Genomic DNA, 14904 nt, shown 5'->3' on the forward strand with positions numbered 1-14904 from the left:
GCTGCTGTGCGGGAAGGGCTATCCGGGGGGCCACTGGAGGCCGCGGCCGCCCAGGACGTGGGCGTGGGCGTGGAAGACGGTCTGGCCGGCGCCGGAGCCGGTGTTGAGGATGATCCGGTAGCCGGTGGAGTCCACCTTCTCGTCGGCGGCGACCGCTCCGGCCTCGCGCAGCACGTCGGCGGCGATCTGGGGTTCGGCGGCGGCGAGCGAGGCGGCGTCCGGGTAGTGGACCTTGGGGATGACCAGGACGTGGGTCGGGGCCTGCGGGTTGATGTCGCGGAAGGCGACGGTCGTGTCGCTCTCGCGGACGATGGTCGCCGGGATGTCTCCCGAGACGATCTTGCAGAACAGGCAGTCGGTCTGCGGCTCTCCCGCCATGGCGCCGGGCCTCCTCGTTCGCTGGTGATCAGTACACGGGCATGCTATCCCCGGCCCGTCGGCCCCCGTTCATCCCCAGCGGCCCGTGCGCCCCAGCAGCAGCGCGGTCGCGGCCGTCCCCGCCGTGGACGTACGCAGCACGCTGCGGCCCAGCCGGTACGGGCGGGCGCCCGCCTCGGCGAAGGCGGCCAGTTCCTGCGGGGAGACGCCGCCCTCGGGGCCGACGACGAGCACGATCGTGCCGGTGGCGGGGAGTTCGGCGGTGGCGAGGGGGGTGCTGTCGTGGTCGCGGTCCTCGTGCAGGACCCCGGCGAAGTCGGCATCGGCCAGCAGAGCGGCGACCTGCTTGGTCGTCATGGCCTCGGTCACCTCGGGGAAGCGCACCCGGCGGGACTGCTTGCCCGCCTCCCGTGCCGTACTGCGCCACTTCGTCAGGGCCTTGGCGCCTCGCTCGCCCTTCCACTGGGTGATGCAGCGGGCGGCCTGCCAGGGCACGATCGCGTCGACGCCGGTCTCGGTCATGGTCTCGACGGCCAGTTCGCCCCGGTCGCCCTTGGGGAGCGCCTGGACGACGGTGATCCGGGGCGTGGGCTCCGGCTCCTCCTGCACGGCTGCGCGGAGAGTGACCGTCAGCCGGTCCTTGCCCTCGGCGGCGCGGACGGTGCCGTCCGCCCAGTGGCCGAGCCCGTCGGTGAGGACGACGTCCTCGCCGGGCTGGAGCCGCTTGACCGACACGGCGTGCCGTCCTTCGGGTCCGTCCAGGACGAACTCCGGCCCGGTGGGCATCTGTTCGACGACGAAGACCGGTGCGGTCACCGGGGACTCCTCATGCTCAGGGCCGCCCGGGCGGCCTCCAGTTCGTCGATGAGCAGTTCGATCAGCTCGCCGACGGGCAGTTCGCGGGCCATCCGGTGGCCCTGCCCCGCCCACAGGGCCATCCCCTGCGCGTCCCCCGCCTTCGCCGCGGCCTGGCGCAGCCCGGTGGTCAGGTAGTGGACCTGGGGGTAGGCGGCGGGGGCGTACGGGCCGTGTTCGCGGACGAACCGGTTGACCAGGCCGCGCGCGGGGCGCCCGGAGAAGGCGCGGGTCAGCTCGGTGCGGACGAAGAGCGGGTTGGTCAGGGCCTGCTTGTGGAGCAGGTGGGCGCCCGACTCGGGGCAGATCAGGAAGGCGGTGCCGAGCTGGGCGGCGTCCGCGCCCGCCGCGAGGACGGCGGCGATCTGCGAGCCGCGCATCAGACCGCCGGTGGCGACGATCGGGATCTGCACGGTCTCGCGGACCTGGGTGACCAGGCTCAGCAGCCCGGTGCCGGTGTGGTCGGCCTGCGGGTCGTCGCGGTGGGTGGACTGGTGGCCGCCCGCCTCGACGCCCTGGGCGCAGACGGCGTCGGCGCCCGCCCACTGGGCCGCCTGGGCCTCCTCGGCGGAGGTGACCGTCACGATGGTGTACGTCCCCACCTTGGCGAAGGCGTCCAGCGTGTCGCGGGTGGGGCAGCCGAAGGTGAAGGAGACCGCCGGGACGGGGTCGTCCAGCAGGATGGCGACCTTCGCCTCGTACCCGTCGTCGCCGCTGCTGTCGGGGTCGCCGAGCGGGGTCTCGTACCAGGCGGCCTCACCGGCCAGCTGGTGGCGGTAGACCTCGACGGCGCTGGGGTCGGCGAGCGCGGGCTGCGGCATGAAGAGGTTCACGCCGAACGGCCCGCCGGTGAGCCGGCGCAGCTGTTTGATCTCGTTGTACATGCCGTCCGCCGTCTTGTACCCGGCGGCGAGGAACCCGAGTCCGCCCGCGTCGGCGACGGCCGCGGCGAGCTGGGGTCCGGAAGCGCCGCCCGCCATGGGGGCCTGCACGATCGGATACCGGCAGAGATCGGTCAACGCGGAGGACATGACCGCATCGTGCCATGTCCGCCGCACAGGGCCGAATCAGCCAGCGAGGGACATGACCGGTTCTCCCGCCGAACACCGCACCGCCCACCGGTCGGTGACCGGTGGGCGGTGCGGTGAAAGGCGGAAAACGCTTCAGCGGCCGTTGAAGGCGTCCTTCAGCCGGGAGAAGAGCCCCTGCTGACCTGGCTGAAACTGGCCCAGGGGCCGCTCCTCGCCGCGCAGCTTGGAGAGCTCCCGCAGGAGCCGCTCCTGTTCCGCGTCGAGCTTGGAGGGGGTCATGACCTCGACGTGCACGATGAGGTCGCCCCGGCCGCCGCCGCGCAGGTGGGTGATGCCCCGCCCGTGCAGCGGGACGGACTGGCCGGACTGGGTGCCGGGCCGGATGTCGATCTCCTCGACGCCGTCCAGGGTCTCCAGCGGACACTTCGTGCCGAGGGCGGCCGCGGTCATCGGGATGGTGACCGTGCAGTGGAGGTCGTCGCCGCGCCGCTGGAAGACGGAGTGCGGCAGCTCGTGGATCTCGACGTACAGGTCGCCGGGCGGGCCGCCGCCGGGGCCGACCTCGCCCTCACCGGCGAGCTGGATGCGGGTGCCGTTGTCGACGCCCGCCGGGATCTTGACGGTGAGCGTGCGGCGCGAGCGGATACGGCCGTCACCGGCGCACTCCGGGCACGGCGTCGGCACGACCGTACCGAAGCCCTGGCACTGCGGGCAGGGCCGCGAGGTCATGACCTGGCCCAGGAAGGACCGGGTGACCTGCGAGACCTCGCCACGGCCGCGGCACATGTCGCAGGTCTGGGCGGAGGTGCCGGGGGCCGCACCCTCGCCGCTGCAGGTGTTGCAGACGACCGCCGTGTCGACCTGGATGTCCTTGGTGGTGCCGAAGGCCGCCTCGGCGAGGTCGATCTCCAGGCGGATCATGGCGTCCTGGCCGCGCCGGGTGCGCGAGCGGGGTCCGCGCTGCGAGGCCGTTCCGAAGAACGCGTCCATGATGTCGGAGAAGTTGCCGAAGCCGCCGGCTCCGAAACCGCCCGCGCCGCCGCCCCCGCCATTGGCGGAGAGCGGGTCGCCGCCGAGGTCGTAGACCTGCTTCTTCTGCGGGTCCGAGAGCACCTCGTAAGCGGCGTTGATCTCCTTGAACCGCTCCTGGGTCTTCGGATCCGGGTTGACATCCGGGTGCAGCTCGCGTGCGAGCCGACGGAATGCCTTCTTGATCTCGTCCTGAGATGCGTCGCGGCGCACGCCGAGTACGGCGTAGTAGTCCGTGGCCACTTACGACTCCGCCAGGATCTGTCCGACGTAACGTGCCACTGCGCGTACCGCTCCCATCGTTCCGGGGTAGTCCATGCGGGTCGGTCCGACCACGCCGAGTTTGGCGACTGCCTCGTCGCCCGAACCGTAGCCGACCGCGACGACGGACGTGGACGTGAGGCCCTCGTGGGCGTTCTCGTGCCCGATCCGTACGGTCATGGCTGAGTCCGTGGCCTCACCGAGCAGCTTCAGCAGGACGACCTGCTCCTCCAGTGCTTCCAGCACCGGCCGGATCATCACAGGGAAGTCGTGCCCGAAGCGGGTGAGGTTGGAGGTGCCGCCGATCATCAGCCGCTCCTCCGTCTCCTCGACCAGGGTTTCGAGGAGGGTGGAAAGGACCGTGGAAACCGTTCCCCGGTCTTCGCTGTCGAAGGATTCCGGCAGCTCCCGCACCAGCCGGGGGACATCCGCGAAGCGGCGTCCGACGACCCGGCTGTTGAGCCGGGCCCGCAGATCCGCGAGCGATGCCTCGCCGAAGGGCGCGGGGCAGTCGATCATACGCTGTTCGACCCGGCCGGTGTCCGTGATCAGGACGAGCATCAGCCGGGCGGGGGCCAGCGAGAGCAGTTCCACGTGCCGCACCGTCGAGCGGGTCAGCGAGGGGTACTGCACGACCGCGACCTGCCGGGTCAGCTGCGCGAGCAGCCGCACCGTTCGGCCGACCACGTCGTCGAGGTCGACCGCGCCGTCGAGGAAGTTCTGGATGGCCCGGCGCTCGGGCGAGGAGAGCGGCTTCACGCCGGCGAGCTTGTCGACGAAGAGGCGGTACCCCTTGTCGGTCGGGATGCGCCCCGCGCTCGTGTGCGGCTGTGCGATGAAGCCCTCGTCCTCCAGCACCGCCATGTCGTTGCGGACCGTGGCCGGGGAGACCCCCAGCTGGTGCCGCTCCGTGAGCGCCTTGGAGCCGACGGGCTCCTCGGTGCCGACATAGTCCTGGACGATGGCGCGCAGCACTTCGAGTCTGCGTTCGCTGAGCATGGCGCACACCTCCAGCTGTCGTTCTCCGGTGTCTTCACTCCGGTATCCGTCTGGCACTCGGTGCGTACGAGTGCCAGCTACCCACCGGTCAGTGTACGGGGGTGAGGTGGGGCGGGGGCAAGGGCGACCGGCCACGCCGCCGCTGAGCGGTGCGGGACGTTGCCGATAGCGTCGCCCCATGGACGTGTTGTGGGAAGACTTCGGCTGGGAGCGGTTGGGTCACGGTATCGGGCGGCGGCGCCTGCCGGGCTGGGATGCCACGGCCGCGCTGGTCGCCGGGGCCGACGGTGTGCTCCTGTACGACACCGGCTCGACCCTGCGCGAGGGCGTGGAGCTGCGCAGGCAGGCCGAGGCGCTGCTCGGCCGGAGGGTGACGCATATCGCACTGAGCCACCCGCACTTCGATCATGTGCTGGGGACGGCGGCGTTCGCGGGGGCGCAGGTGTACGGGGCGGTGGGGATCACCGCGCTGCTGAAGCGCTCGGCGGACGAGCTGGGCGCCTCGGCCGTCCACCACGGCCTCGCGGAGGACGAGGCGCACCGGGCGGTGGACACGCTGGTGGTGCCGCACCACGAGGTGACCGGCGAGTGGACCCTCGACCTGGGCGGCGGCCGTCAGGTGCTGCTGGCCAACGTGGGCCCGGGCCACAGCGGCCATGACCTCGCGGTGCTGGTCCCGGGCACGGAGGGCGAGCCTGCGGTGGTGCTCTGCGGGGACCTGGTGGAGGAGTCGGGCGAACCGCAGGCGGGCCGGGACGCGATCCCCTCGCGCTGGCCCGCCGCGCTGGACCGGCTGCTCGAACTGGGCGGCGAGGGCGCGGTGTACGTACCGGGGCACGGGGCGGTGGTGGACGCGGCGTTCGTCCGGGAGCAGCGGGCGGCGCTGGCGGAGCGGTTCGGGGCGGGGTGAGGATTATCGTCTGCGCATGCGCAGCTATCAGCCGGACCTGACCCCGCCGTGGAAGAGGTCCGCCCCCGTGCCCGAGGTCCCCGCCGAACCCGATCTGGTCGTGGAGGAGGTCGCCACCGGTTTCTGCGGGGCGGTGATCCGCTGCGAGAAGACGGCCCAGGGTCCGACGGTGACCCTGGAGGACCGGTTCGGCAAGCACCGGGTCTTCCCGATGGAGCCGCGCGCCTTCCTGCTGGAGGGCAAGGTGGTCACCCTGGTGCGCCCGGGGCCCGGCGGTCCGGTGCGCCCCTCCCGTACGGCCTCCGGTTCGGTGGCGGTGCCCGGTGCGCGGGCCCGGGTGGCGCGGGCGGGGCGGATCTATGTGGAGGGCCGGCACGACGCGGAGCTGGTGGAGCGGGTCTGGGGCGACGACCTGCGCATCGAGGGCGTGGTCGTGGAGTACCTGGAGGGCATCGACGACCTCCCGGCCATCGTGGGCGCGTTCTCCCCGGGGCCGGACGCCCGGCTCGGGGTGCTGGTGGACCACCTGGTGACCGGCTCCAAGGAGTCCCGGATCGCGGCGCAGGTCTCGGACCCGGATGTGCTGGTGGTGGGGCACCCGTACATCGACGTGTGGGAGGCGGTGAAGCCGTCTTCGGTGGGGATCGAAGCGTGGCCGGTGGTGCCGCGCGGCCAGGACTGGAAGACCGGGGTGTGCCGGGCGCTGGGGTGGCCGGAGAACACCGGGGCTGCCTGGCAGCACATCCTGTCCAAGGTGCACAGCTACAAGGACCTGGAGCCGCAACTGCTGGGGAGGGTCGAAGAGCTGATCGACTTCGTGACCGCTGTCCCGGACTGATCCCAGGACCCGGTCTCAGTCCACAAGGTCCCGCACCACCGCGTCGGCCAGGAGCCGCCCGCGCAGGGTGAGGACCGCGCGGCCCTCCTCGTACGGGACCGGGTCGAGCAGTCCGTCGGTCAGTGCGCGGCGGGAGGCGGCGAGGCCGTCGGGTTTGAGCAGGTCCAGCGGGCAGCCCTCACGGAGCCGGAGCTCCAGCAGGATGCGCTCGACCCGGCGGTCCTCCTCGGCGAGGATCTCCCGCCCGGCGCCCGGTGAGCGGCCCTCGGAGAGCGCCTGGGCGTACGCGCCCGGGTGCTTCACGTTCCACCAGCGGACGCCGCCGACATGGCTGTGGGCGCCGGGGCCCGCGCCCCACCAGTCGGCGCCGCGCCAGTACAGCTCGTTGTGGAGGCAGCGGCCGGCCTCGGTGGTGGCCCAGTTGGAGACCTCGTACCAGTCGAACCCGGCGGCGGCGAAGGCCTCGTCAGCGATCAGGTAGCGGTCGGCGTGGGCGTCGTCGTCGGTCATGGGGATCTCTCCGCGCCGGATGCGGCGGGCGAGCTGGGTGCCCTCCTCGACGATGAGCGCGTAGGCGGAGATGTGGTCAGGGCCCGCGCCGATCGCCGCGTCCAGGGTGGACCGCCAGTCGTCGTCGGACTCGCCGGGGGTGCCGTAGATCAGGTCCAGGTTGACGTGGTCGAAGCCCGCCGCCCGGGCCTCGGCGACGCAGGCCTCGGGGCGGCCGGGGGTGTGCGTGCGGTCCAGGATCTTCAGGACGTGCTGCTTGGCGCTCTGCATGCCGAAGGAGACCCGGTTGAAGCCGCCTTCGCGCAGGGCGGTGAGGTAGGCCGGGTCGACGGACTCCGGGTTCGCCTCGGTGGTGATCTCGGCGTCCTCCGCGAGGCCGAACTCCTCCTTGATCGATGCCAGCATCGTCACGAGATCGGCGGCAGGGAGCAGGGTCGGGGTCCCGCCGCCGACGAAGACCGTACGGACCGGGCGGGGGTCGTCGCCGAGGACCTTGCGGGCCTGGCGGACCTCCTCGATCAGGTGGGCGGCGTAGTTGTCGCGGGAGGCCAGAGCGCCACCGGAGCCGCGCAGCTCGGTGGCGGTGTAGGTGTTGAAGTCGCAGTAGCCGCAGCGGGTGGCGCAGTACGGGACGTGCAGGTAGAAGCCGAGCGGGCGGTCGGCCGCGCCTTCCAGGGCATGGCGGGGCAGCGCCCCGTCGTCGGGTACGGGCTCACCATCGGGCAGTACGGAAGGCATACCGACCATTGTCGCTCGCGCCGGAGGCTTCCCCGACCGGCCTCAGTCCGCGTGGAGCACCAGCAGGGCCACGTCGTCGTCCGGCGGCTGCTCGGCGAACTCGTGGACCGCTCGCCGGATCCGCTCGGCCGTCGCGTCGGCGGGCAGCCCGGCGCACCCGGCCAGCACCCGGGCCAGCCCGTCCCCGTCGTCGAACATCAGCGGGCCCGACCGCCGCTCGGTCACCCCGTCCGTGACGCAGAGGAGGGTGTCCCCGGGCGCGAGGTCGAAGACCTGGCTCTCGTACGCCACGTCCTCCACAACCCCGAGCAGGACCTGCGGCTCGGCCGCCGGGCGTACGGAGCCGTCGGGGCGCAGCAGCAGCGGCAGCGGGTGGCCCGCGCTGGCCACCGTGCAGCGGACGCCGCCGCCGGGGAGCGGGACGACCTCCCCGTACAGCAGGGAGAGGAAGCGGGACTGGGAGCCGTCGTGGAGCTGCTGGCCCCCGGCGGCGGCGACCATCAGGGCGGCGGCCTCGGCGGCCTCCATGGCGTCGTCCAGGAGGAGGCGGTTGAGCCGGTCCAGGACCTCGCCGACGCCGAAGCCCTCACGGGAGAGCAGGCGGAGCCAGGGGCGGGCGAGGCCGGTAACGACGGCGGCCTCGGGTCCTGAGCCCTGGACGTCGCCGAGGACGAAGCACCAGCGGTCGCCGGGGCACGGGAAGATGTCGTAGAAGTCACCTCCCACGACGCCGTCGTCGCTCGGTTCGTATACGAGGGCGCTGGTGACGCCGGGGATCTCCGCGACCTTGCTGGGGAGCAGGCCGCGCTGGAGGATCCGGCTGATGGTGGCCTGCCGGGTATAGGCGCGGGCGGCGCCGACGGCGAGGCCGAGACGGCGTACGAAGTCCTCGATGAGCGAGGCGACGGCGTCCGGCACCTGGGCGACGCCCTCCCGGCCGACGAGCACGGTGCCGAGCGCCCGGCCGGCCGCCGTGATCCGGAAGGCGAGGGCGGCGCCGTCGCGAGCGCCGGGCTGCGGAGCCCCATCCGCGGGCGGGTGCTCTTCCGCGGGGTGCGCGGGCCATGGCACGGGGACGGATACGGGGCCGGAGCCGACGCCGGCCGGGAGGCGCAGCGGCTCCCGCTCCAGGGCGGTGCGCAGGGGCTCCGTACCGGTCTCGTCGCTGTGCCAGACCCGGGCCAGCCGGGGTTCGGCCCCCGGTCCCCCGCCCTCGGCCTCCAGCCAGATCGCGCACCAGTCGGCGAGCCGGGGCACCAGCAGCTGGCCCGCTATGGCGGCCACCAGGTCCTCGTCGAGCTGCCCGGCGAGCAGGTCGGACGCCTCGGCCAGGAAGGCGGGGGCGCCCCGGCTGTCCCAGACCGCGTCGTCGCGTTCGGTGCGCCGGGCGGCGGGGGCGAGGATCTCGGCGGCACGCAGGCCGCGCCGGAGGGAGTCCTGGTCGGGCGGAGCGGCCGGGCCGCTCCAGTCGTCGACGGGGAGGCGGGCCCAGACGGTCTTGAGGCCGGTGCGGTAGGTGATGCCCCAGGACTCGGCGAGGGTGGCGACGAGCTGGAGGCCCCGGCCGTACTCGGCGGGGTCGGGGAGGCCCGCGGGTTCCTCGGTCTCCGTACGCGTACGGCCGGGCTCCCCGGGCTCGTCGGCGCCGACCGGGCGGGCCGGGTGGTGGTCGGTGACCTCCAGGACCAGGGCGGCCGAGGGCTCGTCGCCGCCCTCCTCCTCCAGCCGGAGGACCAGGTCGACCGTGGTCCCGGCGTGCACGACGGCGTTGGTGACCAGCTCGTTGGTGACGGTCACGGCGTCGTCGGCGAGCCGGTCGCTGAAGCCCACGGCGGCGGGCACCCCGAGCCCGGTCCACTCCGCGAGCGCCGCCCGCACGAACCGGCGGGCGGCGGACGGGGCGAGCGGTATTCCGGGCAGGCTGGTGCGGCTGGCCAGGCGCGGGCCGTGCGCGTACCCGGCACGGGAGGCGCCGGGGCTCTGCACGGTGTCCCGCTGGTCCCGCTGCAAGGGGATGGGTGCCACGGTGCGGCTCCTCCGGGTCCGATGATTCCGACAGAGTGACAGACCGGACGCGCCCATAAGCACCGAGTTACCGAAGTGGGCAGAAAATCGAGCAGTTCGAACCCAAGGCTTCGGAAAACGCCCGGCAGCGGACCCCTGTGGCGGCGCGAGAGGGTGTACGGGTTTGCATCTGCCGTAACGGCACATCCGGGACGTCCTCACGGCGGACACGGGGACCGCCGGCGACGACCGGGGTGACCTGCATGGAACTGGCCGAACAGCTCGCGGCCTCGCGGCCCAGGACGCACCCACTGCCTGAACCAGGGGCCGGCAGACGGCCAGGCCGGGAGCGGTGAGACCGGATTCCGTCGCGGCGATGAGCCTGCGGGCGTCCGCGGGTCTACCCCTGGAGAGACGACCGACTCACCAGGAGCACGCCATGGGCCTCATCCACATCGAGCTGTTCGCGACCCTCGACCTCGTCGGGCAGGCGCCCGGCGGACCCGACGAGGACCCGGCGGGGTTCCCGTTCGGCGGCTGGCAGGCGCCCCTGCTGGACCGGATCACCGGGGCGCAGGTCGGTGGAGCGTACGAGGGCACGGACGCCCTCCTGCTCGGCCGGCGGACGTACGACATCTTCGCCGCCTACTGGCCTCACCAGGAGGGCGGCGAGGACGACGAGATCGCCACGCTCTTCAACAGCGTCCCGAAGTACGTGGCCTCCCGCGGCGGGCCCGACCTCGCGTGGGCCGGGTCGACGCTGCTCGGCCCGGACCTGGCCGCCTCGGTGCGCGAGATCCGTGACCGGCACGAACACGTGAAAGTCGTCGGGAGCCTGGACCTCGTGCAGACCCTCCTGCGCGAGAAGCTGTTCGACCGTCTCGACCTCTGGCTGCACCCCATCGTGCTCGGCGTCGGGAAGAAGGTGTTCGACGGAGGCGAGGTGCCCACCAACCTCACCCTCCTCGCCCCGCCGGCAGCCGGCCCGAAGGGCACGGTGTACCTGCGGTACGGGCTGGCCGACGGCACTCCCGCGACGGGGGACATGAGCGCACCGGACCATGGCGCCGGAAGCTAGCGTTCCCGGCCGGTCCACACAGGACCCGCACGGCGGACGGGGCGGCCGGACACCCGTCGGTGTCCGGCCGCCCCGTCCGCGTACACAAGGCGCTTCGGCCCCTCGCGCTACGCCTCGCGCGATCCCGCGTACATCTCGTCGATGAGCCCCTGGTACTCCCGCTCGACGACGGGCCGCTTCAGCTTGAGGCTCGGGGTCAGCTCGCCGTGCTCGACGTCCAGGTCGCGCGGCAGGAGGCGGAACTTCTTGATGGTCTGCCAGCGCTGGAGGCCCTCGTTGAGACGCTGTACGTACCCGTCGATGAGCTCGACGGTCTGCGGGGCGGCGACCACCTCCGCGTACTCCTTGCCCTCCAGGCCGTTCTCGGCGGCCCAGTTCAGGATGGTGGGGCCGTCGAGGGCGATGAGCGCGATGCAGAAGTTACGGTCCGCGCCGTGCACCAGGATGTTGGAGACGAACGGGCAGACCGCCTTGAACTGGCCCTCGACCTCGGCCGGGGCGACGTATTTGCCGCCCGACGTCTTGATCAGGTCCTTCTTGCGGTCGGTGATACGCAGGTAGCCGTCGGCCGACAGTTCGCCGATGTCCCCGGTGTGGAACCAGCCGTCCGACTCCAGGACCTCTTCGGTCTTCTCGGGCAGCTTGTGGTAGCCCTGCATGATGCCGGGGCCGCGCAGCAGGATCTCGCCGTCGTCCGCGATGCGCACCTCGGTGCCGGGGAGCGGCTTGCCGACGGTGCCGGTGCGGTAGGCCTCGCCCGGGTTGACGAAGGAGGCGGCGCTGCTCTCGGTGAGGCCGTAGCCCTCCAGGATGTGCACGCCGGCGCCCGCGAAGAAGTAGCCGATGTCGGGGGCGAGGGCGGCGGAGCCGGAGATGCAGGCGCGCAGCCGGCCGCCGAAGGCGTCACGGATCTTGGAGAAGACCAGCGCGTCGGCGACCTTGTGCTTGGCGCCGAGCGCGAAGGGGACGGATGCCTTGCCGGTACGGCGGAAGTTGTCCTGGGAGACCTTGGCGTACTCACGGCCCACGCCGGCCGCCCACTGGAAGATCTTGTACTTGGCGCCGCCGCCCGCGCGGGCCTTGGAGGCGACCCCGTTGTAGACCTTCTCGAAGATCCGGGGGACGGCCGCCATGTAGGTCGGCTGGACCACCGGCAGGTTCTCGATGATCTTGTCGATGCGGCCGTCGATCGCGGTGACGTGGCCGACCTCGATCTGGCCCGAGGTGAGGACCTTGCCGAAGACGTGGGCGAGCGGCAGCCAGAGGTACTGCACGTCCTCGGCGGTGATCAGGCCGGTCGCCACGGTGGCCTTGGCCATGTACGACCAGTTGTCGTGCGGCAGCCGTACGCCCTTGGGGCGGCCGGTGGTGCCGGAGGTGTAGATGAGGGTGGCGAGCTGGTCGGCCGTGATGGCGGAGACCCGGTCGGTGACCGCGTCCGGGGTCTTGGCGAGGAGCTCGTCGCCCCGGGCCTCCAGGTCGTCGAGGGTGATGATCCAGCCCTCGGGGTCGCCCTCGGCGGGCTCGACGCCGGCCGGGTCGATGACGACGACATGGGCGAGGTCGGGCAGCTCGGTGCGGCGCTCACGGGCCTTGGCCAGCTGCTCGGCGTCCTCCGCGATGAGGATGCGGCTCTCGGAGTCGGCCAGGATGAACGCGGACTCCTCCGCGTTCGTCGAGGGGTAGACCGTGGTGGTCGCGGCGCCCGCGCACATCACACCGAGGTCGATGAGGATCCACTCGACCCGGGTGGCGGAGGAGAGGGCGACCCGCTCCTCGGGCTGCACGCCGAGCGCGATCAGCCCGGCGGCGATCGCGTAGACCCGCTTCGCGGCCTGTCCCCAGCTCAGCGACTTCCAGTCGTCGGGACCCTCGCCCGAGGCCGACGGCACCGGATAGCGGTACGCCTCCCCGTCCGGGGTCGCCGCCACGCGGTCGATGAAGAGGGCCGCCACGGAGGGCGGCCGGTTATCGATCAAGGTCTGTGTGTCGCTCACGACGTCCTCCGGGCCTGCGGCATTGCTACGACCGGCTTCTTTGATACTGCGACTACTGCGACTGAGCGCCGCTGTCCTGTGCTGCTGTCCTGCTGCGCAACCTGCTTGTTCGGCTTGTTTAACTGGCGAGTAACCATCGATGCGTGATCAGAGTAGAGCGCACGCGTCCGCCACGTAAGAGGCAACGAGCCGCCGCTTTCATAACGAAAGGGCCCTCACATCGCACGTTACTGCGGTGTGAGGGCCCTTCGGACGACTCATCGGCGAGCGTCGGCCTGATCGTCGGCGGGCGTCGGCGCGGAGGCTACTTCTTGCCCTTGCTCTCCCCGGCGGACTCGTCGGTCGACAGCACCGAGATGAAGGCGTCCTGCGGGACCTCCACGTTGCCGACCATCTTCATCCGCTTCTTGCCCTCCTTCTGCTTCTCCAGCAGCTTCCGCTTACGGGAGATGTCACCGCCGTAGCACTTGGCGAGGACGTCCTTGCGGATGGCGCGGACCGTCTCACGGGCGATGACCCGGGCGCCGATGGCCGCCTGGATCGGCACCTCGAAGTTCTGCCGCGGGATGAGCTTCTGCAGCTTGGCGACGAGCCGGACGCCGTACGCGTACGCCTTGTCCTTGTGGGTGACCGCGGAGAACGCGTCCACCTTGTCGCCGTGCAGCAGGATGTCGACCTTGACGAGCTGGGCCGACTGCTCGCCGGTGGGCTCGTAGTCGAGGGAGGCGTAACCGCGGGTCTTGGACTTCAGCTGGTCGAAGAAGTCGAAGACGATCTCGGCGAGGGGCAGGGTGTAGCGGATCTCGACCCGGTCCTCGGAGAGGTAGTCCATGCCGAGCAGGGTGCCGCGCCGGCCCTGGCAGAGCTCCATGATCGCGCCGATGAACTCGCTGGGGGCCAGCACCGTGGCGCGGACGACCGGCTCGTGCACCTTGTCGATCTTGCCTTCGGGGAACTCGCTCGGGTTGGTGACGACGTGCTCGCTGCCGTCCTCCATCTCGACCCGGTAGACCACGTTGGGCGCGGTGGCGATGAGGTCGAGGCCGAACTCGCGCTCCAGCCGCTCACGGACCACGTCCAGGTGGAGCAGGCCGAGGAAGCCGACGCGGAAGCCGAAGCCGAGCGCGGCGGAGGTCTCCGGCTCGTAGACCAGGGCGGCGTCGTTGAGCTGGAGCTTGTCCAGCGCCTCGCGCAGGTCCGGGTAGTCCGATCCGTCCAGCGGGTAGAGCCCCGAGAACACCATCGGCTTGGGGTCCTTGTAGCCGCCCAGCGCCTCGGTCGCCCCGTTGTGCAGGGAGGTGATCGTGTCACCGACCTTGGACTGCCGCACGTCCTTCACGCCGGTGATGATGTAGCCGACCTCGCCCACGCCGATGCCGTCGGCCGGGGTCATCTCCGGGGAGGACACCCCGATCTCCAGCAGCTCGTGGGTGGCGCCGGTCGACATCATGCGGATGCGCTCGCGCTTGTTGAGCTGTCCGTCGATGACACGGACGTACGTCACGACACCGCGGTACGAGTCGTAGACCGAGTCGAAGATCATCGCGCGGGCGGGGGCGTCCGCGACGCCGACCGGGGCGGGCACGTCCCGCACGACCCGGTCGAGCAGCGCGTCCACGCCGACACCGGTCTTGGCGGAGACCTTCAGCACGTCCTCCGGCTGGCAGCCGATGAGGTTGGCCAGCTCCTCGGAGAACTTCTCCGGCTGCGCGGCGGGCAGGTCGATCTTGTTGAGCACCGGGACGATGGTGAGGTCGTTCTCCATCGCCAGATAGAGGTTGGCCAGCGTCTGGGCCTCGATGCCCTGCGCGGCGTCGACCAGCAGGACCGTGCCCTCGCAGGCCGCGAGCGAACGCGAGACCTCGTAGGTGAAGTCCACGTGGCCCGGGGTGTCGATCATGTTGAGGACGTGGGTGGTCCCGGTGTCCTCGCCCGTGTTGGGCGCCCAGGGCAGCCGGACCGCCTGGGACTTGATGGTGATGCCGCGCTCGCGCTCGATGTCCATCCGGTCGAGGTACTGAGCACGCATCTGCCGCTGGTCGACCACTCCGGTCAGCTGAAGCATCCGGTCGGCAAGGGTCGACTTGCCGTGGTCGATATGCGCGATGATGCAGAAATTGCGGATCAGCGCCGGGTCGGTACGGCTCGGCTCGGGCACGTTGGAAGGAGTCGCGGGCACGCAGGGTCCTGATTCTTGAGACGCCGAACGCCGTGTCTCGGGTCGATGTCGGGTCGGTCGGATCGTCGGTCGGATCGATACGTAGGCTCCATCGTCC

General features: G+C 71.7%; 12 protein-coding genes. 3 read left to right on the plus strand and 9 right to left on the minus strand.

Going from position 1 to position 14904, the window contains the following annotated elements:
• Nucleotides 1-18 precede the first annotated feature (18 nt).
• The 5 genes from IF17_RS0107530 to hrcA form a co-directional block, all read right to left on the minus strand.
• A complete protein-coding gene (locus tag IF17_RS0107530; RefSeq protein WP_030563432.1) occupies nucleotides 19-378 on the minus strand; it encodes a histidine triad nucleotide-binding protein in 360 nt (119 codons plus the stop codon).
• Between the two features lie 69 nt (nucleotides 379-447).
• A complete protein-coding gene (locus IF17_RS0107535) occupies nucleotides 448-1194 on the minus strand; it encodes a 16S rRNA (uracil(1498)-N(3))-methyltransferase (protein WP_030563434.1) in 747 nt (248 codons plus the stop codon).
• Nucleotides 1191-2264: a nitronate monooxygenase gene (locus tag IF17_RS0107540; RefSeq protein ID WP_030563436.1), complete on the minus strand. Its 1074-nt coding sequence runs from the start codon at nucleotides 2262-2264 to the stop codon at nucleotides 1191-1193. The genes IF17_RS0107535 and IF17_RS0107540 overlap by 4 nt, the downstream gene beginning before the upstream one ends.
• Nucleotides 2265-2396: 132 nt before the next feature.
• Nucleotides 2397-3536, minus strand: a complete 1140-nt coding sequence (dnaJ, locus tag IF17_RS0107545; protein WP_030563438.1) for a molecular chaperone DnaJ — start codon at nucleotides 3534-3536, stop codon at nucleotides 2397-2399.
• Nucleotides 3537-4553: a heat-inducible transcriptional repressor HrcA gene (gene hrcA, locus IF17_RS0107550; protein ID WP_030563440.1), complete on the minus strand. Its 1017-nt coding sequence runs from the start codon at nucleotides 4551-4553 to the stop codon at nucleotides 3537-3539. It abuts the gene before it with no gap.
• A 178-nt stretch (nucleotides 4554-4731) separates the two neighbouring features.
• Here hrcA and IF17_RS0107555 point away from each other — a divergent pair, with 178 nt between their 5' ends.
• Together IF17_RS0107555 and IF17_RS0107560 are read left to right on the plus strand one after the other, a co-directional pair.
• Nucleotides 4732-5463, plus strand: a complete 732-nt coding sequence (locus IF17_RS0107555) for an MBL fold metallo-hydrolase (RefSeq protein ID WP_030563442.1) — start codon at nucleotides 4732-4734, stop codon at nucleotides 5461-5463.
• A gap of 16 nt (nucleotides 5464-5479) precedes the next feature.
• A complete protein-coding gene (locus IF17_RS0107560; RefSeq protein ID WP_030563444.1) occupies nucleotides 5480-6301 on the plus strand; it encodes a DUF3097 domain-containing protein in 822 nt (273 codons plus the stop codon).
• A 15-nt stretch (nucleotides 6302-6316) separates the two neighbouring features.
• Here the strand turns inward: IF17_RS0107560 and hemW are convergent, their stop codons facing one another.
• Nucleotides 6317-7558 (minus strand): radical SAM family heme chaperone HemW, encoded by a 1242-nt coding sequence (gene hemW / locus IF17_RS0107565; RefSeq protein WP_030563446.1) that lies wholly within the window; start codon nucleotides 7556-7558, stop codon nucleotides 6317-6319.
• Nucleotides 7559-7591: 33 nt separating this feature from the next.
• Entirely contained in the window at nucleotides 7592-9574 is a 1983-nt protein-coding gene (locus IF17_RS0107570) for an ATP-binding SpoIIE family protein phosphatase (RefSeq protein ID WP_030563448.1), read from the minus strand.
• A 418-nt stretch (nucleotides 9575-9992) separates the two neighbouring features.
• Between IF17_RS0107570 and IF17_RS0107575 the strand changes: the two genes are divergently transcribed.
• Nucleotides 9993-10631 (plus strand): dihydrofolate reductase family protein, encoded by a 639-nt coding sequence (locus IF17_RS0107575; RefSeq protein WP_030563450.1) that lies wholly within the window; start codon nucleotides 9993-9995, stop codon nucleotides 10629-10631.
• Nucleotides 10632-10738: 107 nt separating this feature from the next.
• Here IF17_RS0107575 and IF17_RS0107580 read toward each other — a convergent pair whose 3' ends face one another.
• Together IF17_RS0107580 and lepA are read right to left on the minus strand one after the other, a co-directional pair.
• Nucleotides 10739-12628, minus strand: a complete 1890-nt coding sequence (locus tag IF17_RS0107580) for an AMP-dependent synthetase/ligase (protein WP_030563452.1) — start codon at nucleotides 12626-12628, stop codon at nucleotides 10739-10741.
• A gap of 304 nt (nucleotides 12629-12932) precedes the next feature.
• Nucleotides 12933-14807, minus strand: a complete 1875-nt coding sequence (gene lepA, locus IF17_RS0107585) for a translation elongation factor 4 (protein ID WP_030563454.1) — start codon at nucleotides 14805-14807, stop codon at nucleotides 12933-12935.
• Between the last annotated feature and the right edge of the window lie 97 nt (nucleotides 14808-14904).

Source organism: Streptomyces cyaneofuscatus, from assembly GCF_000718135.1.
Taxonomy (GTDB): Bacteria; Actinomycetota; Actinomycetes; order Streptomycetales; family Streptomycetaceae; genus Streptomyces; species Streptomyces cyaneofuscatus.

Coding starts and splice junctions, on each gene's coding strand:
- IF17_RS0107530 (WP_030563432.1), bottom strand. CDS start 378: ATGGCGGGAGAGCCGCAGACCGACTGCCTGTTCTGCAAGATCGTCTCG.
- IF17_RS0107540 (WP_030563436.1), bottom strand. CDS start 2,264: ATGTCCTCCGCGTTGACCGATCTCTGCCGGTATCCGATCGTGCAGGCC.
- hrcA (WP_030563440.1), bottom strand. CDS start 4,553: ATGCTCAGCGAACGCAGACTCGAAGTGCTGCGCGCCATCGTCCAGGAC.
- IF17_RS0107555 (WP_030563442.1), top strand. CDS start 4,732: ATGGACGTGTTGTGGGAAGACTTCGGCTGGGAGCGGTTGGGTCACGGT.
- IF17_RS0107560 (WP_030563444.1), top strand. CDS start 5,480: ATGCGCAGCTATCAGCCGGACCTGACCCCGCCGTGGAAGAGGTCCGCC.
- hemW (WP_030563446.1), bottom strand. CDS start 7,558: ATGGTCGGTATGCCTTCCGTACTGCCCGATGGTGAGCCCGTACCCGAC.
- IF17_RS0107575 (WP_030563450.1), top strand. CDS start 9,993: ATGGGCCTCATCCACATCGAGCTGTTCGCGACCCTCGACCTCGTCGGG.